Annotated in this window: 21 protein-coding genes; 18 read left to right on the top strand and 3 right to left on the bottom strand. The window is 48.6% G+C overall.

Annotation, left to right across the window (positions count from 1 at the left end; translation table 11 throughout):
* Window positions 1–82: 82 nt before the first annotated feature.
* The 5 genes from sdaAB (at window position 83) to BLA28_RS28790 (ending at window position 4,405) form a co-directional block, all read left to right on the top strand.
* Window positions 83–760 (top strand): L-serine ammonia-lyase, iron-sulfur-dependent subunit beta, encoded by a 678-nt coding sequence (gene sdaAB, locus BLA28_RS28810; protein ID WP_069157408.1) that lies wholly within the window; start codon window positions 83–85, stop codon window positions 758–760.
* Between the two features lie 31 nt (window positions 761–791).
* Complete coding sequence (sdaAA, locus tag BLA28_RS28805; RefSeq protein WP_044971909.1) at window positions 792–1,679, top strand: L-serine ammonia-lyase, iron-sulfur-dependent, subunit alpha; 888 nt, start codon at window positions 792–794, stop codon at window positions 1,677–1,679.
* Window positions 1,676–2,470 (top strand): polysaccharide deacetylase family protein, encoded by a 795-nt coding sequence (locus tag BLA28_RS28800; protein ID WP_069157293.1) that lies wholly within the window; start codon window positions 1,676–1,678, stop codon window positions 2,468–2,470. The genes sdaAA and BLA28_RS28800 overlap by 4 nt, the downstream gene beginning before the upstream one ends.
* A gap of 141 nt (window positions 2,471–2,611) precedes the next feature.
* On the top strand, window positions 2,612–3,511 hold the full coding sequence (locus tag BLA28_RS28795; RefSeq protein WP_176726816.1) for a DegV family protein: 900 nt from the start codon (window positions 2,612–2,614) through the stop codon (window positions 3,509–3,511).
* 42 nt (window positions 3,512–3,553) lie between these two features.
* Entirely contained in the window at window positions 3,554–4,405 is an 852-nt protein-coding gene (locus BLA28_RS28790) for a DegV family protein (RefSeq protein WP_069157295.1), read from the top strand.
* A gap of 184 nt (window positions 4,406–4,589) precedes the next feature.
* On the opposite strand, the gene BLA28_RS28785 is transcribed toward BLA28_RS28790, so the two are convergent.
* A complete protein-coding gene (locus BLA28_RS28785) occupies window positions 4,590–5,891 on the bottom strand; it encodes an alanine/glycine:cation symporter family protein (RefSeq protein WP_044971904.1) in 1,302 nt (433 codons plus the stop codon).
* Between the two features lie 265 nt (window positions 5,892–6,156).
* Between BLA28_RS28785 and BLA28_RS28780 the strand changes: the two genes are divergently transcribed.
* Both BLA28_RS28780 and BLA28_RS28775 read left to right on the top strand, forming a co-directional pair.
* A complete protein-coding gene (locus BLA28_RS28780; RefSeq protein WP_069157409.1) occupies window positions 6,157–6,666 on the top strand; it encodes a TetR/AcrR family transcriptional regulator in 510 nt (169 codons plus the stop codon).
* A complete protein-coding gene (locus BLA28_RS28775) occupies window positions 6,656–7,936 on the top strand; it encodes a condensation domain-containing protein (RefSeq protein WP_069157296.1) in 1,281 nt (426 codons plus the stop codon). The genes BLA28_RS28780 and BLA28_RS28775 overlap by 11 nt, the downstream gene beginning before the upstream one ends.
* 36 nt (window positions 7,937–7,972) lie before the next feature.
* Here the strand turns inward: BLA28_RS28775 and BLA28_RS28770 are convergent, their stop codons facing one another.
* The gene (locus BLA28_RS28770; protein WP_069157297.1) at window positions 7,973–9,085 is read right to left on the bottom strand and encodes an SLC13 family permease; all 1,113 of its coding nucleotides are present in this window, start codon (window positions 9,083–9,085) and stop codon (window positions 7,973–7,975) included.
* 195 nt (window positions 9,086–9,280) lie between these two features.
* Here BLA28_RS28770 and BLA28_RS28765 point away from each other — a divergent pair, with 195 nt between their 5' ends.
* The 11 genes from BLA28_RS28765 (at window position 9,281) to BLA28_RS28715 (ending at window position 20,226) form a co-directional block, all read left to right on the top strand.
* Window positions 9,281–10,624: an MATE family efflux transporter gene (locus tag BLA28_RS28765; protein ID WP_069157298.1), complete on the top strand. Its 1,344-nt coding sequence runs from the start codon at window positions 9,281–9,283 to the stop codon at window positions 10,622–10,624.
* Window positions 10,625–10,662: 38 nt separating this feature from the next.
* Window positions 10,663–11,358, top strand: a complete 696-nt coding sequence (locus BLA28_RS28760) for a DinB family protein (RefSeq protein ID WP_069157299.1) — start codon at window positions 10,663–10,665, stop codon at window positions 11,356–11,358.
* A gap of 48 nt (window positions 11,359–11,406) precedes the next feature.
* Window positions 11,407–12,201 carry a class I SAM-dependent methyltransferase gene (locus BLA28_RS28755; protein WP_069157300.1) on the top strand — a complete coding sequence of 265 codons (795 nt, stop codon included), beginning with the start codon at window positions 11,407–11,409 and terminating at the stop codon, window positions 12,199–12,201.
* Window positions 12,202–12,239: 38 nt separating this feature from the next.
* Window positions 12,240–13,325: a serine hydrolase domain-containing protein gene (locus BLA28_RS28750; RefSeq protein WP_069157301.1), complete on the top strand. Its 1,086-nt coding sequence runs from the start codon at window positions 12,240–12,242 to the stop codon at window positions 13,323–13,325.
* Window positions 13,326–13,544: 219 nt separating this feature from the next.
* Entirely contained in the window at window positions 13,545–13,754 is a 210-nt protein-coding gene (locus BLA28_RS28745) for a hypothetical protein (RefSeq protein ID WP_009253087.1), read from the top strand.
* On the top strand, window positions 13,751–14,650 hold the full coding sequence (locus BLA28_RS28740) for a PHP domain-containing protein (RefSeq protein ID WP_069157302.1): 900 nt from the start codon (window positions 13,751–13,753) through the stop codon (window positions 14,648–14,650). The genes BLA28_RS28745 and BLA28_RS28740 overlap by 4 nt, the downstream gene beginning before the upstream one ends.
* Window positions 14,651–14,751: 101 nt before the next feature.
* On the top strand, window positions 14,752–15,783 hold the full coding sequence (locus tag BLA28_RS28735; protein WP_069157303.1) for an ROK family protein: 1,032 nt from the start codon (window positions 14,752–14,754) through the stop codon (window positions 15,781–15,783).
* A 67-nt stretch (window positions 15,784–15,850) separates the two neighbouring features.
* A complete protein-coding gene (locus tag BLA28_RS28730; protein WP_016360256.1) occupies window positions 15,851–16,462 on the top strand; it encodes a sugar O-acetyltransferase in 612 nt (203 codons plus the stop codon).
* Window positions 16,463–16,470: 8 nt separating this feature from the next.
* A complete protein-coding gene (locus BLA28_RS28725) occupies window positions 16,471–17,352 on the top strand; it encodes an AraC family transcriptional regulator (RefSeq protein ID WP_009253083.1) in 882 nt (293 codons plus the stop codon).
* A gap of 140 nt (window positions 17,353–17,492) precedes the next feature.
* A complete protein-coding gene (locus BLA28_RS28720) occupies window positions 17,493–19,490 on the top strand; it encodes a glycoside hydrolase family 31 protein (protein WP_069157304.1) in 1,998 nt (665 codons plus the stop codon).
* A gap of 31 nt (window positions 19,491–19,521) precedes the next feature.
* A complete protein-coding gene (locus tag BLA28_RS28715; RefSeq protein ID WP_169897315.1) occupies window positions 19,522–20,226 on the top strand; it encodes an HAD family hydrolase in 705 nt (234 codons plus the stop codon).
* Here BLA28_RS28715 and BLA28_RS28710 read toward each other — a convergent pair.
* Entirely contained in the window at window positions 20,213–21,115 is a 903-nt protein-coding gene (locus BLA28_RS28710; RefSeq protein WP_069157306.1) for a helix-turn-helix transcriptional regulator, read from the bottom strand. The two genes, BLA28_RS28715 and BLA28_RS28710, sit on opposite strands and share 14 nt — an antisense overlap.
* Window positions 21,116–21,280: the final 165 nt, after the last annotated feature.

Genomic DNA, 21,280 nt, shown 5'->3' with positions numbered 1-21,280 from the left:
TGCAGCTTATCACAGGTTTGCAGGGCTTTTTATGGCTTATGGGAATACAGAAAGCAAGCGGAGGAAGCAGGAGGTATTTACAGTGAAGCATTATGGTGTTTTTGACATGATAGGGCCGGTTATGGTCGGACCGTCCAGCAGCCACACGGCAGGGGCGGCCAGGCTGGGACTGTTTGCCAGGCATCTGTGCGGGGAAGAGATTAAAAAGGCGGTTTTCTATATGCACGGATCCTTTGCGGAAACCTATGCCGGCCATGGAACCGATAAAGCGCTTCTTGCAGGAATACAGGGGATCCGGTATGATGATGAACGGCTCAAAGGCGCTTATGAGCTGGCGGAGCAGAAAGGGATTCGGGCAGAATTTATTCCTGCGGATTTGGGAGAGGTGCATCCCAATACGGTGCATATGGAGCTCACCACGGAGAGCGGCAGTGTGTTTACCATGACGGGAAGCAGTATCGGCGGGGGAAGCATCTGCATTACGGAAATTGACGGAGTGGAGGTGCAGTTTTCCGGGGAACGTCCCATTCTGGCTACCAGACATACGGATGAGCCCGGAGTCATTGCGGGGATTACGGCCATCCTTTACGCATATCGGATTAACATCGGGAATATGCAGGTAAACCGTACGGAAGACGGAAAGACGGCCTGTATGTATATGGAGCTGGACGGAGAACTGCCGGAACATCTGAAAAATGCGCTGGAGCGCGTATATGGCGTGAAGCAGGTACTGCTCCTGAATCCGGGAGATATAGGGTGAGTTTATCGAAAACGGAGGAAACGACACAGATATGTTTATACTGGATACGGAAAAGTTGATTCAGAAATTGAAAGAAGAGGGGGATCAGCCTCTTTGGGAATACGCCTTAAACCAGGAGATGGAAAGAAGCGGCAGGAGCAGAGAGGAACTCAGGGAGCAGATGGATCAGTCTCTGGCGGTGATGGAGCGCTCTGCCTCTACGGCGAGAAAAGAGCCGGTACAATCCGTCAGCGGCCTCACAGGAGGAAATGCCTGCAGATATGAACAATACCGCGGGAAAGGGAACAGCCTGCTTGGAGAAACGGCTTCCCTTGCTGTGGGGATGGCGCTTTCCTGTTCGGAAATCAATGCCTCCATGCAGTGTATTGTAGCCTGCCCCACAGCCGGTTCCTGCGGTATTGTACCCGCTGTTCTGCTGGCGTGTGCACAAAGCAGGGGACTTGACAGGCAGACACTGATTAATGCACTGTTTACCGCGTCTGCGGTGGGAATCATTGTGGGAAGCCGGGCAACGGTATCGGGAGCGGAAGGCGGCTGCCAGGCAGAATGCGGGGCGGCAGCGGCCATGGGAGCGGCAGCGGTGACGGAGATGCTGGGAGGAACGCCGGAAATGGCTTTCCATGCGGCAGCCATGGCGCTTAAGAATGTACTGGGGCTGACCTGTGATCCGGTGGCAGGCCTTGTGGAAATTCCCTGTATCAAGCGGAATGCTTCAGGAGCAATGAACGCCCTGCTTTCCGCCGATCTGGCTTTGGCCGGGGTGAGAAGCTATATTCCCTTTGATGAAGTGGTGGACGCCATGTATGCAATTGGGAAGGCGATGCCCCAGTCCGTCAGGGAAACCTCCAAAGGAGGGCTGGCGGTCACTCCCACGGGTATGAGGATGAAGAAGGAGACACAGAGAGGAGAAGAAGGATGACAGTAAAAGCAAATTTATTTCCGGGAGGCGTAAGACGTGCGCTTACTATGAGCTACGACGACGGACAGATCTTTGATGTCCGTCTGGCTGAGCTTTTTGATAAATATCATATTCGGGGCACCTTTCATATTAACAGCGGTAACCTGGGAGGGGACAAATATGTGAAAAAAGAAGACTTTGCCCGGGTTTACAGAAACCATGAGGTCTCCGTACATACGGTAACGCACCCGTTTCCCACGCAGATACCGGATGCGGCCCTGCTTAAGGAAATTCTTGAGGATAAGCAGACTCTGGAGGAACTGTGCGGCTATCCGGTAAGGGGGATGTCATATCCTTTCGGGGATTATTCGGAACATGTCATTGCGCTTGCGAGAAACTGCGGCATGGAATACAGCCGGACCGTGGAGGCTACAGGCAGCTTTGCCATTCCGGAGGATTTTATGAAATGGCATCCTACGGCCCATCATAACGGAGATTTGAAAAAGCTGTGGGAGCAGTTTATGACACGGGATTTTCAGCAGATGCTGCTGTTTTATATCTGGGGACACAGCTTTGAGTTCGACGGTGCGGATAATTGGGAGGTCATGGAAGAATTCTGTAAAATGGCCGGCGGACGGGAGGATATCTGGTATGCCTCCAATATAGAAATCAAGGATTATATCACCGCCTCCAGGAGCCTGGTATACAGCGCCGATATGAAAATGATTTATAATCCTTCCTGCATGGATGTCTGGGTGAGCGTGGATGAGGAACCGGTATGCGTTCAGGCGGGACATCTGTGGAAGGGCTGACAGTAACGGCCGGGATCCGAACAGCTGCGGCTGACAGGATTTTTAAGTCCGTATAGTTATAAAAAGCCTTTACTACTTAGCGAAATAGTGGTAAAACTTTATATGTATATTTAAAGTCAGAAGGTAAAGAAAGCGGAAATTATGGACAAGCAATTTCAAATTATCAGCGACAGCTCCTGTGATCTTCCTCCCGAACTGGCCAGGGAAAAAAATATCCGGGTGGTTCCTTTTTATGTATCTTTTGATGACAAGACATATCTGAAGGAAGTGGAAGAAGTGGGAGTGAGGGAGTTCTACCAGAGAATGGTGGATAATCCGGGAGTATATCCGAAATCCTCACTTCCGGGAATTCAGGATTATTATGATGCCTTTGAGCCTTATGTGAAGGAAGGCATTCCTGTTTTCTGTATCTGTATAACAACTAAGTTCAGCGGTTCCATGCAGTCGGCCCTGTCTGCAAGGGGGCTGGTTCTGGAAAAATATCCCCGGGCGCAGATCCGGGTAATGGACGCAACTGTCAATACGGTCCTGCAGGGGCTCTTAGTCCTGGAAGCGGCGGCTATGCAGGAAAGCGGCGCCGGCTATGAGGAGACCATAGCCAGAATGGAAGAAATCAAAAGCACCGGACGTATCTTTTTTACCGTGGGAAGCATGGAATATCTGAAAGCGGGAGGAAGGATCGGAAAGGTTGCCGGTGTGGCCGGAGCCTTGCTTGGGATTAAGCCCGTTATTACATTGAAGCAGGGAGAAATTTTCCCTTCCGGCATCGGGCGCGTGAGAAGGAAGACCATGCAGAAAACCGTGGATTTACTTCTGGATTATCTCCGGGAAAGAGGGGATGACATCGGAAATTATTCCATTGTAATAGGATATGGTTACGACAGGGCAGAAGCGGAAAGCTATCGGGATATGGTTATGGAAAGGCTTTCTGTTAATTACAATATCGGCGGGCTTCCTATTTATCAGATCGGAGCAACAATCGGTGTGCATACAGGGCCTTATCCGCTGGGGCTGGGGATTCTGGAAAAGGCAATCCATTAAAAGAATCCGTTAAGGACACCGTTTGGAATAAAGGGGACAGAGATGAGTAAGATTAAAATAGTGGCGGACAGTACCTGTGATCTGACGCCGGATTTGATTGAAAAGCATGGAATTTCTATTCTTCCGCTTAATATAGTACTGGATATGACAAGCTATTGCGACGGAGAGGAAATTGTACCGGATGAGATTTATACCTGGGCGGAAAAAAACAGACGTACACCCAAAACGGCGGCAGTCGCATTCGATCGTGCCCTTGATTTGATCAGGCCTATGGTGGAAAATGGGGACGAAGTGATTTTTATAGGCATTTCAGGAGAAATGTCAACTACCTGCAATGTACTCCGCCTTGTAAAGGAAGAGCTGGGATATGAGCGGATGTTTATTATCGATTCAGGAAACCTGTCTACGGGAATCGGCCTTCAGGTACTGAGAGCGGCTGAACTGGCGGAAGCCGGACGAAGCGCGGAGGAAATCACGGCCGAAATAGAAGGCGCCAGGGATAAGGTGAGGGCCAGCTTTGTAGTAGAACGGCTTGATTATCTGGCTATGGGCGGAAGATGTTCCACCGTGACGGCCCTTCTGGGCGGAAAGCTGAACCTGAAGCCGAGAGTTGAGGTAAAGGGCGGAAAGATGGCCGCAGGAAAGAAATACAGGGGGACTCAGGATAAGGTAATCCTGAAATATGTGCAGGATATGCGGGAAAGCCTGCTGGAAGCGGATCCCGGCAGAGTGTTTATCACTCATTCCGGATGTCCGGAGTCGGTTATTGCCGAGGTGAAGCAGTATCTGGAGGCGCTTGATATATTTCAGGATATCCGGATAACCAGGGCCGGCGGTGTGATTTCCAGCCATTGCGGCCCGGGAACCCTGGGAGTGCTGTATTATACGCGCTGAAGAAGCGCAGGCGATAAGCGTGCTTCTGCATAAACGGTATGATTGGTGTGAAACGTAAAAAAGGGAATCGGCAGAAAGAATTATAATATTCTGCCGATACCCTTTTTTTATTCCTGCGGCAGTGCTCCGAACGGGTGTGTCTGTAAAGAACCGAAGAGTATCCCGTACTGCGGCAGCCGCAGGGCTAAATATGTATTTTTTTACGCAGGGCAAATAGGGCGATTACATTGGGAAAGACCATGATTCCGTTAATCAGATCCGTCATTCCCCAGACCAGATCCATGGGCAGGACGGCGCCGATATAAATCATGACGATATAGCATAAATGATAGGATACAATACCGGATTCGCCAAACAGGTATTCCGCGGCGCGTTCCCCATAATAACACCAGCCTATGAGAGTGGTTATGGCAAATGCCACAAGGGCCAGGGAGAGCAGGGTAGCTCCGCCGAAGGGAAGGAAGGTAAAAGCGGCGGAAGTAAGGCTGGCGGAACTGAACCCCAGGATGGAGGAAGGATTTTTCTGGATATTCGTAACGATCACAAGCCCCGTCACCGCACACATAACAACCGTATCCCAGAAAACGGCTGTCATGGAAATGAGGCTCTGCCTCCTGGGATCCCTGGTCTCCGAGGAAGCGGCGGCGATGGCGGCAGTCCCTATACCTGCTTCATTGGTGAAAAGGCCTCTGGCAATGCCGAAACGCGCTGCGCTCTGCAGCGTGCTTCCGATGAAACCGCCGGCGGCCGCTTTTGTCTGAAAAGCGCTGCCAAGTATCAGGGAAAGGCCGGAAAAAATAAAGTGACGGTTCAGAAACAGAAGGTACAGGCAGCAGCCAATATAGAAAAAGCCAAGGGCCGGAACCATTCTTGTGCAGAATTTGCCGATGGATTTCACGCCGCCGAGGATGACGAGCCCGGCGGTAAAGGCTGCGAGAATACCGATGATATGAGGAGAAACCGGCGCTATGGTATTCACTGCCTCGGTGATGGCAGAGGACTGGGTGGTGCAGCCCACCCCGAAGGCGGCAAACAATGCACAGGCGGCATAAAGAATTCCCAGAGGTTTGCTGTGCAGCCCCTGTTCCAGTACATACATAGGGCCGCCCACATATGTCTTATCCGGTTTTTGTTTTTTGAACAGAACGCTTAAGTAGCATTCTGCATAACAGGTCGCCATTCCCAATACCCCGGTTATCCAGCACCAGAAAAGAGCGCCCGGGCCGCCGATGGCAATGGCGGTGGAAACGCCTATGATATTCCCGGTGCCGAGAGTGGCGGCCAGAGTGGTGGCAAGGGCGGCAAAGCCTGAGAGATTGGCGCCCTTTGCATTTTTTTCAGGAGTGACGGACAGCCGGATAGCTTTTAAGGTAAGTCTTTGGGGAAATTTTAATTTGGCGGTAAAATAAAGATGGGCGGAGGATAACAGTATGAGAACGGGAAAGCCCCACAGCAGTTGATTGATGTGTTCCAGGAAGGGAAGCATACAGGCCTCACAGTTTTTTCTATAACTATATGCGGACAGGGACCGAGATATGTGTACGGCGGCAGGTTGGTACAGCGTTGCATTAATATCACAGTAATGCAATGCTATACTGGAACCTGACAGTTCTTCCGATAACGGGCAGACAATGCCGCGAAAAAACAAAGGGCAATTGACAAAGAAAGCAGAAAGGCGTACAATAACATTGTTATATAACGATGTTATTGTACGCCTGAACGATATGAAAAAGAAAAAAGAGGTGTTGAAGATGCCCCCTAAAGCGAAACTCAGCAAAGAAGAGATCATAGAAACAGCCTTTGAAATGACCAGGGAAAATGGATTCGAACATGTGACGGCGCGCGAACTGGCACACAGGCTGGGCTGCTCCACCCAGCCGATTTTCCATGTGTTTCAGAATATGGAAGAGGTGAAAAAAGAAGTTTATGAGAGGACAAGAGCTTTTTTTACAAAAGAAATGACGGAAAATCCCGATGGGGAACCGTTATTTCTGTATATGGGGCTGCGGTATGTGGAGCTTGCCGGACAGGAAAAAAATCTGTTCCGGCTGCTCTGCATGTCGGACAGCTTCCGGATGAACAGCATCTATGAACTGGCGGGAGCAGTGCCGGAGCAGGCAGACGCCAGGTTATTTGTGAAGGTATGGGTTTTCACCCACGGTATTGCCTCCATTGCCGCTACGAACACCACCAGTCTGCCTCGTGAAGAAATCAGGGAACTGTTAACAGAAGTATATAAGGAGTTTGCCCATGAAGGCTGAAATCAAAAAAGAAAGAACGCATCTGTTTTCACCGAGTATCCAGGTTTCTGTCATGGCAGTGATCGGAGGAAAGGTGGAAATACAGGCTCTGGAGACAGCAGTAAAGAAGGCCTGTTCCAGGAACGAGATGCTGCGGAGCAGGATACTGTTAGAAGAGGATGGCCGTGCCTTCTATGAAACCGGAGAGGAAAAGGAAATCCATATCCGGAAAATGGACGTAAAAGAAGACTGGAAAGAGGTGATCCAAAGCCAGGCATCCATTCCTTTTGCACTGAAAGATGGAGAGTTGCTTCGGTTTTTCGCCTGGTTTATGGAAGAGGAATGCCGGCTCCTTATAATCGGCCATCATCTGGCCGGGGACGGCATGTCCTTTGCCTGTCTGACCAGGGACATTATGACGGCGCTGGCGGGAAAAGAGATCCCGTACCGTCCCTTACAGCTGTATCCGTTCCCTGGACAGGAAGCAAAAGGAAAGCTGAATCCGCCTCTGAAGTTCCTGATGAGGCGGCTTAACAGCAGCTGGGATAAGAGCGGACGGGTATTCGGCTGGGCAGATTATGAAGAGCTGCATCGGAAATATTGGGAAAACAGAGATATCCGGATTTCACTGGAAACCTTTCCTAAAGAAGAATGCGAAAATCTGCTCACCGGGGCCCGGGAGCATCAGGTTACCCTGAACAGCCTTCTTGTCACAGCTTTAGCCCGGGCCTCAGAAGAAAAAAGAAGCATCGGCCTGGCGGCCAGCGTGCGCCCGGACGGGTATGAGGGGATGGGAAACTATGCCACGGGAATTTCCATAACCTATGCCTACAATCCGTCACTGGATTTCTGGGAAAATGCGCGCAGGGTACACCGGCTTATTTATAAAAAACTGGATCGGGAATCGGACAAATATTTTCTTCTCCGGTTTATGGGAGAACTGCGGCCTTCGCTGGTAGACGCGGCTTACTTTTCCGGCTATGCCGGTTATGAGAACAAAGCGGCGGGCATGGTGAGGGATATGTTCGGCTATCATGGAAATCCCAAAGGCATCAGCGTGACCAATCTGGGAAAGCTGCCGATTCCATCCGTATACGGCGCTTACCGGCTTAAGGAGTTCATCTTTGCACCGCCCCTTGTCCCCAATGCAAAAAGGCTTTTCGGAGCGGCTACGCTGGGGGAGGAAGGGGTTCTCAATCTGACCATGACTGCGGGAAAAGAAGATTTCCTCCGTGAGGAGGCCTTTTTCAGGCAGGCTGCGGCTATACTGAAGGGCATGGCGGAAGCATGATATATATGGCGGCTGCAGCACGGAGATAAGCATCCTCTATAAAAGCAGGGCGGCAAGAATGGCGAGAGCCGCCAGAAAAAGCAGATTCATCACGGTAAAATACAGCATATAGCGTCCCTTATGGCAGCCGGCGGTCCCTGCATACTGTTTGTAGGAAATCAGGCTGGCCAGCGAAGCGATGAGTGTGCCCAGGCCGCCGATATTCACACCGACGAGCAGGGGCAGATAATTCCCGGTAAAGCCGGAAAGAAGAATTGCCGCGGGCACGTTGCTGATAACCTGGCTGGCGGCTATGGACAGGAAAAGCTCATGCCCGGATAAAACAGAGCGGAGAAAACCCACAATCGCCGGTATTCTCCCCATGTTTCCTATAAACAGGAAGAAAAAGACAAAAGTAAACAACAGGCCGAAGTCAGCCTTTAATAATAATCTGCGGTTAAAGAAAAACAGGACAGCGAGAAGGATAAGAAGAACGGCCTGCCAGGGAATCAGGCGGAGTACGCAGCCGAGGCACAGAAGAAAAAGCAGGGTATAAGCTGCCAGAGGCCTGCGTGCCATAGCCTTCGTTTCCGTGAAAACAGCCTGAAGGGAAACCTCTTCTCCGGGTTTTAAGAAAAGAGCGAGAAGGAGCATCAGCCCGGAAAGCAGGGTATAGGGCAGCATGGTTTTCAGAAAAAGAGAAATATCCATGCCGGAAAGGCTGTACAGATAAAGATTCTGGGGATTTCCCACAGGAGTCAGCATACTGCCCAGATTGGCGGCGATGGTCTGCAGGACAATTACATATATCATCAGCTTTGTCTGTCCGATAATAGTCAGTATCAGGACCGTAAAGGGAACAAAGGTGATCAGTGATACATCATTAGTGATGAACATACTCAGGAAAAAACACAGGAATACAAGGACGGCTGTCAGCTGCCTTGTATTTTTTGTCCGGGAAAGGATAAAAACAGCCAGCTTTTGAAACAGCCCTATTTCCTGAAAACCGTTCATGACACACATGAGACAGTACAAAAGAGCGAGCACACGGAAATCAATATAGGAAAGATAAGCGGCATCCGGCGGAATGAAGAATGCCGAGATGACAGCCAGCAGTCCCGAGATTATAAGAACGGGATCTTTTTTTATAATGCAGCGTATTTTTTCCATAGGAGTAAGCCCTTCCTGAAAACTTATTTTATGCCACTGCTTATCATAATCCGCCGGGAATCGCCAGTCAATCGGCTTTTTGCCGAAAAACACTCTGCAAAATTGACGGTTCGCTTATGGACAGCCCCGGAAATGTAACGTACAATAAAATAAGTGAAAGGCAGGATAGTAAAAAAATGCCTGAAAGGGGAGGACATGAAAAAGTACAGCAGAGAAAACATACAGACGGTGCTGAAGATGGCGTGGCCGTCTGTACTGGAATCATTTTTTGTAGCCTTGGTGGGAATGGTGGATTCCCTGATGGTCAGCAGGGTGGGAGCCCATGCCGTGGCGGCGGTAGGCCTGACTACACAGCCTAAGTTTATCGGACTGGCTGTTTTTATCGCGGTGAATGTATCCGTCTCGGCGCTGGTCGCACGGCGTAAGGGCCAGGAAAATCAGAAAGGAGCTAATGAGGTTCTGTGTGCGGCCTGTTTTTTTGTATTGATTATGTCGGTGATCGTCAGTCTGGCCTGTGTGATATTTGCGGATCCGATAATCCGCATGTGCGGTTCGGAGGAAGCGTCCCACACGGAAGCGGTACAGTATTTCCGAATTATCATGGGATTCATTATATTTACGGTAATTTCCCTGACGGTGAATGCCGCGCAGAGAGGGGCTGGCAATACGAAAATCGCCATGAAAACCAATGTGGCGGCAAATGTGGTCAATGTTATTTTCAACTATCTGCTGATTGAAGGGCATTTCGGATTCCCTGCGCTGGGCGTATCGGGAGCGGCCATCGCTACGGTAATCGGCAGTATGGTCGGCTGTATCATGAGTATCGTGGCGGCCTGGAAAAATGATTTTATCAGCTTCCCGTATATGTGGAGAGAAAAAATACGCCCCACCCTGGAGGTTGGGAAGAGTATGGTCAAGCTGGGGGCCAGCGTCCTTGCGGAGCAGCTTCTTGTCCGGGTGGGATTTTTGTCCGTTGCGGTCATGGCGGCGAAAATGGGAACCGCGGCATTTGCTGCCCATCAGGTGGGAATGAATGTCATGAGCCTGTCCTTCTCCTTCGGGGACGGCATGCAGGTGGCGGCCGTAGCGCTGATCGGGCAGAGCCTGGGGGCCAAAAATGTGGATATGGCTAAAACCTACGGAAGCATATGCCAGAATATCGGACGGATGATAGCCGCTGTCCTGGCCGTGGTATATCTGACCTGCGGCGGATACTTATATAATCTGTTCTTTTCCGAACCGGAGATCATCGCCATGGGCGTGGAAATCATGCGGGTTATCGTTGTCGTAGTGCTGCTGCAGATAGCGCAGGTTATTTATATGGGCTGCCTGAGAGGTGCGGGGGATGTGATTTATACTACCATAGCGTCCACAGTCAGCGTAACCATCGTGCGTCCTATCGCCAGCTACCTGTTATGCTATACGGCAGGACTGGGAATCATCGGTATCTGGTTTGGTGTCTGCGCCGATCAGCTGGTTCGGTTTATTCTCACGAGCCTGAGGTTCCGCTCCGGGAAATGGACGAAAATCAAAATATAATTCAGTCATCACAGTGGTTTGGCAAAAGGGAGAAGAATATGAAATATTTTGGAGAAGGCCTTAGTGAAAAGCATAAGGATTTAAACCGCATGATACGTAACAGGGAAAAACTCCCGGAAGCAAAGAAATTATTTCTGGAAATCCATGAAAATCTGTTTCCTTCGGAAATGGCAGGCGGAAGTGAGAATGAAGTGGACGGTTTATTCCGGGATTTGACGGATCAGGAATATGCCGTTATGCCGAAATCCAAGGATGAGACGATTGGCTGGGTGGTATGGCATATTGCCCGTATCGAAGATCTTACCATGAATATATTGGTTGGGAGAAGAAATCAAATCTTTAATGAAGATTGGAAAAAGCGTCTTCACGTATCCATAACGGACACTGGGAATGCCTTACAGGATGAGGAAATAATGATGTTAAGCAAAGAAGCGGATATACAGGAGCTTCTGAAGTACCGTAACGAAGTGGGCAGGCAGACAAGGGAACTGGTGCAGAGTCTCACTCCGGAAGATATGCGGCGCAAGGTATTCGGTGATGATTTGGACAGGATCCTGAATGAGGGAGGGGTAACAAGACAGGAGGAGTCCTTCTGGCTGCTTGATTTCTGGGGAAAGAAGGATGTTGCCGGTCTGCTGCTGATGCCGCCCACCCGTCATGTCATGCTGCATTTAAACGATTGCTTCCGCTGGAAGGAAGAGATACGGACGAAGAAGAAGTTTTTCCTGGTATAGAAAGTTGTTTGCGATGGGAAAGGCAGAAGCCGAAAAAGGAGGCTTTATATGCAGGAACATAACGAAATTGAACAGACATGGGACAGTTATTCAGATGAACACTTCGGAAAGCTTGACTATGCTGAAATTTTTATGGAAATAGGCAAAGATCCTTACAGGGGATTCCCGAAAGCCGTGGCAGAATTACTGGCGGAATATTTTCCGGATTTGAGGGGAAAGAAAGTATGTGTCCCATCCTGTGGTGACTGCGTGGCGGCTTTCGCTTTTTGCGAAATGGGAGCGGAGGTTTTTGCTGCGGATATCTCCTGCGGACAGATTGAAAATGCGAGAAAAAGAGCAGAAGGTAAAAATTATAATATCAAATTTTTACATAGTGACAGCATGAGTCTGAATGAGTTGAACAATGATTTTTTTGATTTGGTATACACTTCTAACGGCGTACATGTATGGATCCGGGATTTGACAGCCATGTATAAAAATTTCAGCCGCATTTTGAAGAAAGGCGGCATTTATATCATGTTTGATACGCATCCGTGGAGCAGGCCGTTTGATAAAGGCAGTTTGGAGGAGGGGAAATTTGTTATACGGAAGCCCTATGAAGAGACCGGACCGTTTCCTGATGATGTTACTTATGACTGGCGCATTCAGGATTATGTAAATGCCCTTGTATCCTCAGGTTTTTCAATCCTGAGGATGGAGGAATTTCACAGTATCCCGGAAGATCTGCCAAATCATAATTATCTGTCAGATAATTATGACGAACCGGACAAATATGACTGGCACAAAAATCCTTGTGCGGCTTTGCCGCAGTGCCTCGGTTTCGTATGCAGAAAGCCCGGTTGATAAAAAGAATAGAATAAAGACAGAAAAGAGAATGAAAAATGAAAGATTATCTTGAAAAGATTTGCGAAGAATACGTTCAGAATCATAATTTCAGCGGCGTGTGTATGCTGAAAAGAAAAGGAATAACTATCTTTAACGAAGCGTATGGTTATGCAAGCCGTCCCTTCCGGATCCCTAATAATACGGAGACCAGGTTTGATGTGGCGTCCATAACCAAAATATTCACGGCGGCAGCAGTACTGCAGCTTGTGGAGGAAGGGAAGCTGAAGCTTGAGGACAGGATAGTAAATATCGTTGACTTATCCGGAACTAAAATCCCCGAAGACGTGACGATTGAGCATCTGCTGAATCATACCTCCGGTATAGCGGATGACGCGGACGAAGAGGCCGGAGAAGATTATTCGGCCCTGTTTGTGGACAGCCCCAATTATGCGATCCGGGAATGCAGGGACTTTTTGAAGAATTTTGCCTATAAAGAGCCGAACTTCAGGGCAGGGACAAATGTCAGATACTGCAACTGCTCTTTTGTCCTGCTGGGCATGGCGGTTGAAAAAGCAAGCGGCCTTAATTACAGGGAATATTTCACCCGCAATATTTTCGAGCGTGCGGGTATGGACAGAACCGGATTTTTTTCAATGGACGGGATTAACGAAAACACGGCGGAGGGCTATAAAAGCATATTGGATGAAGAAGGGCGGTTTAAGGGGTACAAAAAAAATATTTATTGTTATCCTCCGGTAGGGACTCCTGACGGAGGCGTTTATACAACGGCCGGCGATCTGAATCTTTTTCTGGATGCAGTCCGTAAGCACATCATTCTGAATGAAAAATATGCGGAGATGCTTCTTAGCCCTCACTGTGAGTTCTCCAATACGGTGGAATGGCTGTCTATTCCCGGATTATATAAGAAAAATGGATATGGATTCGAATTCTATTTGCTGGAGGAGGAGGACATGCCTTTCTGCATCTATAAGGACGGAAGCAATGACGGAGTGACCGCAAAATTTTTATATTATCCGAAGGAAGATATCACTCTGACAGTACTGTCCAATCAGGACAGCAATATCTGGTCGATGATTAGAAAAATCCAGGTAGAGATATATAAAAGATATTATCAGCCGTAAAAATCATTACAGTCGGTATAAGTCCCTGGATAAGTTCTCTTGTTTGACAGGCACTGCAGCAGTCAGTTATACTAATAACCAGGCACCGGAATTTAAACAGATAGAGGTATAGTTTTTCTGATGATAGATAATAAAGCGAATATGGCCCCGTGGAACTTGTCACACAGGTGGTGACCTTTGTTGCAGTAAAGCAAATTTAAAGGATAGAGAGAGGAAGAGATGGAGAAAAAATTTAAAGAACGTTACCTGGACGGAGAAATAACCTTTGAAGAAATTGACGATTACGTGGACACATGGAATAACAGCGATGAGCCCTGCTCCTTACGGGAATATCTGGGCCTGAATGCGGAGGAGGAAGACGTTTGGATCGAAGACAGCGATGAAGCGCTGCAGGAATTGCTGGACAGGCAGAAGAGAGGCAGTCTATGAGCTGGCTGGATTTGCACATGCATTCACAGATTAGCCTGGACGGAGAGTTTTCTCCGGAGAGGCTGGCGGAAATATGTCACGACAGCGGGCTTAAGGTAGTTGCTCTTTCCGACCACAATTCGGTCAGAGGGGTGGAACGGATGATGACGGCCTGTTCCCGTTTTGGAATCCGGGAAATTCCCGCTGTAGAGCTTGACTGTATTTTTGAGGGAGTGGATCTGCACCTGCTGGGATATGGGATCGATTTTCAGGATCCCAGATACAGGGAGCTGGAAGAAGATATTCTGTCACAGAAAAAGAAAAATTCGTCCGAGGTTATGAAAATTCTCAAAGACACAGGTATTTTTTTTGAGGAGGAAAAGGTCCTGGCCATGTCCCGCGATGGGGTTGTGGTAGGGGAAACAATTGCGGAGGCGGCTCTGGCGGATGACAGAAATTCAGAAAATCCTCTTCTGGCACCTTACAGAGAGGGCGGGGAACGATCAGATAATCCCTATGTGAATTTTTTCTGGGATTATTGCTCCCAGGGAAAACCGGCTTATCTGCCGGTGTCCTATCCTTCTTTTGAAGAAGCGCAGAAGCTGATTGCGGATACCGGGGGAATTTCGGTAATCGCCCATCCGATCAATACGGTGGGCCGCAGCAGGGAAAGAATCAGCGCCATGAAAGAAAAGGGGGCGGCGGGCCTGGAGGTTTACAGCAGTTATCATAAAAAAGAGGACGTAGAGTGGTTCCATAAGCTGGCGGAGGAACTGGGTATGCTGGAAACAATGGGGAGCGATTTCCACGGGAAAACAAAGCCTTCCGTTATCCCCGGAGGAACCGGCGGAGACCAAAAGGAAGAAAAGAGTCTCTCCCTGCTTGATTATCTTCTTAAAATGCACAGGATATTCTGAGATTGACAAATCATTCATTTTCCATTACATTATAAATGACCTTTATAAAGTTTCTTTCGTAAGCAGCAGGAGGTTCACCAGATATTACCGGGAGTGACAGGATGAAAGCAGATACCAGACTGATGAAACAATTGAATATTAGCACTCTGCGCCGTGTTTTATCAGGGGAAGGGAAGGCTACAAAGCCGCAGCTTTCCAGGCTGACGGGGTTAAGTGTTGTGACAGTTAATGCGCTGATTACCGAAATGCTTGAGCAGGGTGAGGTTCAGGAACTGGGAATGGTACCCTCCGGCGGAGGCCGTCCTTCCATGCAGTATGGCTATTGTTACGGATACCGGACTATGGTGATTATCTATGGGCATCAGCTGGAGGGCAGGAATTATATTCATACGCTTGTTGTGGATCTGAAAGGGCAGAAGCTGTGGGAACGTCAGGGGTATATGGAAGAAATCGGTGTAGAAAGCTTTGACGGCTGTCTAGATGAAGTCTTTGCCGGTTTTGGCAATATCGGGCTTATCGCTTTCGGACTGCCCGGGGAAGCCATTGATGATGTAGTAACCATAAATGATTTTTCCGGGTTGGAGGGACTCGATTTCCTGCCCCGTATCCGGGAAAAGTACGGAGTTCCCGTCCTGTTTGAAAATGATATCAATGCCATGGCCTATGGCTATTACAGAAAGCATTGCGGTATGGATGTTACCTCCCTGGTAGGGATTTATTTTCCTCGCTCCTTTCTGCCGGGAGCAGGACTGATTCTGGATGGAAGTATTTACTACGGGAATTCCCATTTCGCGGGAGAGATGGGGGATGTTTACGTTCCTGTTCCCTGGGAAGAGCTGGATTATTACAAGGAAAACCAGGTTTTATGCCAGCTGGAAGCCCTGCTGGCAACGTTTGCCTGTATCGTGGCCCCTTCCCGTTTTGTCCTGTATGGAGATTTTCTGACGGATGGAATGGCGGAAAGATTGGAGCAGTATGTGTGCAGACGCCTTTCCGGAAAATTCCGGGTGCAGGTGGAGGTCTCTTCCTGTCTGGAGGAGGACTATGAAACAGGGATGATATGCCTTGCACAGAATCGGATGCTGCAGCTTATGGAAGAAAGAACGGAGACGAATACTCCTTCGCAGGTATAAAGGCAGAAATAAGCGGCATTATCCCATGGGCAGAAAAAGGGGATGCGCTGCGGAAATGAGGAATGGAATGAATCAGAAGGAACGAATGCTTGCGGGGCTGCCCTATAAGGCGTGGCTGGACGGCCTCTCAGAGGAGAGGATGGAAAATAAGAAAAGGATATACCGCTATAACAGCCTGTCCCCGGAACAGGGGGAAGAACAGGCGGCACTTATAAAGGAAATCATAGGAAAATGCGGGGAAAATATCTGGATAGAGACCCCCTTTCATTGTGATTATGGCTGGAACATAGAAGTTGGAGAAAACTTTTTTGCCAATTACAATCTGACAATTCTGGATGTGGGAAAAGTGGTAATCGGGAAAAATGCGCAGATTGCCCCGAATGTATCTATTTATACGGCAGGTCATCCGGTGCATCCGGATTCCAGAAACACCGGTTATGAGTACGGTATCGGCGTCACTATCGGAGACAATGTATGGCTGGGCGGGAATACGGTGATCAATCCCGGTGTAACCATTGGCAATAATGTGGTGATTGGCGCAGGAAGCGTGGTTACCAAGGATTTGCCGGATGATGTGATAGCCGTGGGAAATCCCTGCCGGGTTCTGCGTAAAATTACTGAGGAAGATCGGAAGTATTATTTTAAAGACCGTGAATTTGACGTGGAGGACTACAAGTAGAGAAAAACATGAAGATATCCAGACCGTTACGGGAAAACAGGCAGCATGGGGATTTGCTTTTTCCGGTGAGCGCCTACGAAACTAAAATGGAACAAGATTTTGAGATGCCTCTGAGCTATCATTGGCATCCGGAAATTGAAATTTTTTTTATCACCTCCGGAAAGGCTAATTTTCAGGTGGAGGCGGAACCCTTTATTATTGAAGAGGGAGATGTACTTCTCATAAAGCCTAACGCGCTGCATGGTTCCCATGACTGCTTCGGCACTCAGCTGGAGTTCAGAGCGGTGGTATTTGATTACAGCTTTCTTTCCGGCATGGCAAATGACCGGATTGAACAGAAGTATCTGAATCCACTTTTTTCAGAGGAACAGGGACATTTCATACTTCTGCGTGAAAAAAATTCCATACAGAAAGCTTTGTTTGAGATGCTCAATAAAACATTTTTTGTATTTGATGAAAAGGAAAAGGGCTATGAAGTCCTAGTCCGTGCATACCTTCTTCAGGTGGTTTATGATATTCTCATGCTGCAGAAGGGGGAAATCAAGCCGGTAAAAACAAATACGAGAAAAAGTGAGATGATAAGAAAAATCGTAGGTTTTGTGGAAGAAAACCATACCCAGCGTATTGTGCTGAACTCCCTTGCGGCGTATCTGTCCGTGAGCGAAGGTTATCTCTGCCGTTTTTTTAAAGATAATTTCCATATGACCTTTGTGGAGTATGTGCAGAGAGTCAGGCTGCAGAAAGCGGAACGGCTTCTGAGGGAAACGGATGACCCGGTGGGAAAGATCGCGCTGGATGTAGGATTCGGAAGCGGAAATTATTTTACCACGGAGTTTGGAAAACTTTATCACACAACTCCGCAGAAATACAGAAAAGGTCAGGATACTTAAAAAAACGGTCAAAATATATAATGAATCATCCAAAAAGAATGAATATAATGATGGCAGACAGGTGAACCGTGTGTTCCAACCTCAAAGGAGGCGGAACCGGACAAGCCGGTTTGCCATTTTTTGTATAGGAGGATTTGCTTATGTATACGATGAGTCAGGAAGGAAATGCACTGGTTTACCGCTGGGACGGGGAAGTGCTTTCCGTAGAACCCTGGGGAGCCAACAGCTTCCGTGTGCGCTCCACTGTGTTGGGAGAACTGGAGGATACGGATTATGCCCTCCTTCCCCAGGAACCGGTGAAAGCCGAAATCAAGGTGGAGGAATACAAGGGAGTCATAACAAACGGCAAAATTACGGCGGTGCTGGAGGTTAGCGGATGGTCCAAAAAATGTGATATCTCTTTTTACAACCAGAATGGAAAACTGCTCCTGAAAGAGGCGGGAGAAGGCGGCGCATTGAATAAAAGAAACCGTTTCTTCAAGCCCATCATAGGCGGGGATTTCCATCTGACGGTTACCTTTGCCTCGGAACCGGCTGAAAAGCTGTTCGGCATGGGACAGTATCAGCAGGATATCCTGAATGTGAAGAACTGTAATCTGGAGCTGGCCCACAGGAATTCCCAGGCGAGCGTTCCCTTTGTCCTTTCCGATCAGGGCTATGGCTTCCTATGGCACAATCCGGCGGTCGGCCGCGTGAGCTTCGCTTCCAACACCACGGAATGGTATGCTGAAAGCACCAAACAGATGGATTACTGGATCACGGCCGGAGATACCCCGGATGAAATCGAACAGGCCTATGGCGATGCGACGGGTAAGGTTCCCATGATGCCGGAATATGGCATGGGCTTCTGGCAGTGCAAGCTGCGTTACTGGAATCAGGAACAGCTGCTGAAGGTGGCGAGAGAGTATAAGGAAAGAAAGATTCCTATCGATGTCATTGTATGTGACTTCTTCCATTGGCCCAAGATGGGGGATTTCCGGTTTGATGAAGAATTTTTCCCGGATCCGGAAGCGATGGTGAAGGAACTGAAGGACATGGGAATCGAACTCATGGTTTCCATCTGGCCCCAGATTGACTGGAAGAGTGAAAACTATGAGGAAATGAAGCAGAAGGGCCTGCTGGTGAAGGCGGAAAAGGGCGTGGATATCGCCATGCTTTATAATGGAAACAGCACCTTCTATGATGCCACGAATCCCCGTTCCCGTTCCTATGTATGGGAAAAATGTAAGAAAAATTATTATGATTACGGAATTAAGGTATTCTGGCTGGATGAAGCGGAGCCGGAATACAGCGGATACGATTTTGATAATTACCGGTACTACCAGGGAACCAATGCCCAGATTGGCAATATTTATCCTCAGGCCTACGCCAGAACCTTCTATGAAGGACAGACGGAAGCAGGGCAGGAAAATGTAGTGAACCTGCTGCGCTGCGCATGGGCGGGAAGCCAGCGTTACGGCGCCCTTGTATGGTCCGGCGACATTCATTCCGACTGGCAGACCTTCCGCAGACAGGTATGCGCAGGCCTGAACATGGGAATCGCAGGAATCCCCTGGTGGACCACGGATATCGGCGGCTTTTCCGGCGGAAACCCGGAAGACGATGCCTTCCGCAGACTGCTTGTCCGCTGGTTTGAATGGGGAACCTTCTGCCCGGTAATGCGTCTGCATGGCGATCGTACCCCTTCCGAAACAGTGGTTAACAAAGCAGGAGAGATCATGCAGCCCACAGGTGCGAACAATGAAGTATGGAGCTTTGGTGAAGAGAACTGCACCACCCTTGTAAAATATATCCAATTCCGGGAAGCCATGAGACCTTATACCAGAAAACTCATGGAAGAAGCCCATACGCTGGGACGTCCGGTAATGAGACCGATGTTCTATGAATTCCCGGAACAGAAATGCTGCTGGGATATGAAGGAGCAGTATATGTACGGCAGCGATATGCTGGTGGCTCCCGTTTTATATGAGGATTCTTATGAAAGAGAGGTTTATCTTCCGGAAGGCTCCAAATGGACTTCTGTCCATGACGGCAGCGTTTATGAAGGAGGACAGACAATTCAGGTACAGGCCGCGCTGGATGTGATCCCGGTATTCTTAAGGGATGATAAGCTGCCTGAACTGAAAGGCCTGATTTAAGCCAAAAGACTGCATGGTTACAGGAGCTGTCATGAAAAAGCTGATTATTTTTGATGCCTATGGTACATTGATTGCCGCCGGCGCCGGTTATCGGGAAGCGGTACGGAGGATTCCGGAGCTGACGGAATGCGGAGTGAATCCTGAATTGTTCTGTGAGGAATGGAAGATTTTACACAGACAGCATAAGGAAGAAGCCAATGGAAACGGTTATCTGACAGAAGCGGAAATCTTCAGGAAGGATCTGTCTGTATTGTATTCCCGCTATGGAATCACAGGAAACAGAAACAAAGATGCGGATTATATGCGGACAGCGTTGGGAGTGAGCAAGGCTTTTGAAGGAGCGGCAGATGCGGTGAACCAGCTTAAGAAAAAATACCGGGTCATCATCGGGGCCGATTCCGACACGGAGCCTTTGCGGCTGAATATCCGGAGAAACGGAATGGAGCCTGATGGAATTTATTCCTCAGAAGATTTGAAAATATATAAGCCCGACAGACGTTTCTATCAAAAAATGCTTCACAGCTGCGGCGGTGAAGCTGAGAATACCATTTACATAGGAAATTCCTATCATGAGGATGTGGAAGGGCCGGCGTCAGCCGGCATCCCTTCCATATTAATCGACAGAAGGAGAACCCACACGCAGGATGGGAAACATACGGTACAGCCCCTGGCGGTAGTCCATTCCCTCTATAACCTGGTACAGCTGCTGGAAAAAATGCAGCCTAATCCACGCTGATTTCCCGGTATCTGCTGGGGGACACCCCATATTTTTTCTTAAACGTCCTGCTGAGATGGAATTCATCACAGAAACCGAAATTCAGAGCCGTTTCATGAAGCTTCACCTCCGGCTGGCTTAAAAGAAACTGCCGGACCATTTCCAGCTTCACATCCATCTGATAAGCATAAAGCGTTTTCCCATAAACTTTTTTGAACTGGTTGGAAAGTGTGCGCTCGCACACATAAAATCTTTCCGCCAGTTCTTTTCCTGTAAAAAAAGTCTGAGGCGTAGTCTGAATCAGCCGGGAAGCCTCTTCCAATATACTGTTGGAGGAAGAACAATAAGGCTTCTCCTGCTGCTCCTTCAGCTCAAGCATAAGCAGATTCAATAAAAGAGAAAGCTTCTGCTCCCGGAAAGAAGAAACAGCCCAGCACTCCGCAATAATCTCCTGAAAAAGCTCCTTAATATGAGGATTGCTCTGACAATGTATCAAAGAATGGAACTCTGCAAACTCCTCAGCCGGCTCAGCCACCGCCAAACATCCCGGCTCACCTTCCTCAAAGCCGGAACCATTCACATTCGCCGCCCGTTCACTCCCCAAAGGAATTACATGAATATACATGTGCTTATTATGAGGCGTACTGAGCCCGTCCCCATAATGATGCCTCCCCGCAGGAAGAATCAAAAGATCATCCGAATGCATCTCAAAAGCCTCCTCCTCCTCCCGTATCCGCCAGCTCCCATCAATCATATAAAGAAAATCATGTTCAGACATAATCCTGTCAGGATGAGGCGCCGGATTAACAAAAGTAATATAGTTAGCAGTACTGATTCTCCGCTCATCCATCAGCTTAAGCAATACCCCCATAAAAAACCCCTCCACACACAAACTTATCTTTTTCCACATTATACATGCTCCTTTCCATATTAGCAATGGAAAACCCTCCCGATCCCTGTTACTATACAGATGAATAAAAGTTAAGATCCCAGCATTCCTTTGGAGTCTGCTCTTTGGTTCCTCCTGTTCCTGCCCCTGGCTCCGCACCTTCTGCATGGGCCGCCGATCGGCAAG

This window comes from Eisenbergiella tayi (assembly GCF_001881565.1).
Lineage (GTDB): Bacteria > Bacillota > Clostridia > Lachnospirales > Lachnospiraceae > Eisenbergiella > Eisenbergiella tayi.
Note: the sequence above shows the minus strand (reverse complement) of the source record. Positions and strands in the feature narration are given on the sequence as shown.

What these genes read in the sequence shown, in the direction of transcription:
- BLA28_RS28770 (WP_069157297.1), bottom strand. Translation starts at nt 9,085, where the DNA reads ATGGAAAAAATACGCTGCATTATAAAAAAAGATCCCGTTCTTATAATC.
- sdaAA (WP_044971909.1), top strand. Translation starts at nt 792, where the DNA reads ATGTTTATACTGGATACGGAAAAGTTGATTCAGAAATTGAAAGAAGAG.
- BLA28_RS28785 (WP_044971904.1), bottom strand. Translation starts at nt 5,891, where the DNA reads ATGCTTCCCTTCCTGGAACACATCAATCAACTGCTGTGGGGCTTTCCC.
- BLA28_RS28740 (WP_069157302.1), top strand. Translation starts at nt 13,751, where the DNA reads ATGAGCTGGCTGGATTTGCACATGCATTCACAGATTAGCCTGGACGGA.
- BLA28_RS28750 (WP_069157301.1), top strand. Translation starts at nt 12,240, where the DNA reads ATGAAAGATTATCTTGAAAAGATTTGCGAAGAATACGTTCAGAATCAT.
- BLA28_RS28725 (WP_009253083.1), top strand. Translation starts at nt 16,471, where the DNA reads ATGAAGATATCCAGACCGTTACGGGAAAACAGGCAGCATGGGGATTTG.
- BLA28_RS28800 (WP_069157293.1), top strand. Translation starts at nt 1,676, where the DNA reads ATGACAGTAAAAGCAAATTTATTTCCGGGAGGCGTAAGACGTGCGCTT.
- BLA28_RS28745 (WP_009253087.1), top strand. Translation starts at nt 13,545, where the DNA reads ATGGAGAAAAAATTTAAAGAACGTTACCTGGACGGAGAAATAACCTTT.
- BLA28_RS28710 (WP_069157306.1), bottom strand. Translation starts at nt 21,115, where the DNA reads ATGTGGAAAAAGATAAGTTTGTGTGTGGAGGGGTTTTTTATGGGGGTA.
- BLA28_RS28760 (WP_069157299.1), top strand. Translation starts at nt 10,663, where the DNA reads ATGAAATATTTTGGAGAAGGCCTTAGTGAAAAGCATAAGGATTTAAAC.
- BLA28_RS28790 (WP_069157295.1), top strand. Translation starts at nt 3,554, where the DNA reads ATGAGTAAGATTAAAATAGTGGCGGACAGTACCTGTGATCTGACGCCG.
- BLA28_RS28715 (WP_169897315.1), top strand. Translation starts at nt 19,522, where the DNA reads ATGAAAAAGCTGATTATTTTTGATGCCTATGGTACATTGATTGCCGCC.
- BLA28_RS28780 (WP_069157409.1), top strand. Translation starts at nt 6,157, where the DNA reads ATGCCCCCTAAAGCGAAACTCAGCAAAGAAGAGATCATAGAAACAGCC.
- BLA28_RS28730 (WP_016360256.1), top strand. Translation starts at nt 15,851, where the DNA reads ATGAATCAGAAGGAACGAATGCTTGCGGGGCTGCCCTATAAGGCGTGG.
- BLA28_RS28755 (WP_069157300.1), top strand. Translation starts at nt 11,407, where the DNA reads ATGCAGGAACATAACGAAATTGAACAGACATGGGACAGTTATTCAGAT.
- BLA28_RS28795 (WP_176726816.1), top strand. Translation starts at nt 2,612, where the DNA reads ATGGACAAGCAATTTCAAATTATCAGCGACAGCTCCTGTGATCTTCCT.
- BLA28_RS28720 (WP_069157304.1), top strand. Translation starts at nt 17,493, where the DNA reads ATGTATACGATGAGTCAGGAAGGAAATGCACTGGTTTACCGCTGGGAC.
- BLA28_RS28775 (WP_069157296.1), top strand. Translation starts at nt 6,656, where the DNA reads ATGAAGGCTGAAATCAAAAAAGAAAGAACGCATCTGTTTTCACCGAGT.
- BLA28_RS28735 (WP_069157303.1), top strand. Translation starts at nt 14,752, where the DNA reads ATGAAAGCAGATACCAGACTGATGAAACAATTGAATATTAGCACTCTG.
- BLA28_RS28765 (WP_069157298.1), top strand. Translation starts at nt 9,281, where the DNA reads ATGAAAAAGTACAGCAGAGAAAACATACAGACGGTGCTGAAGATGGCG.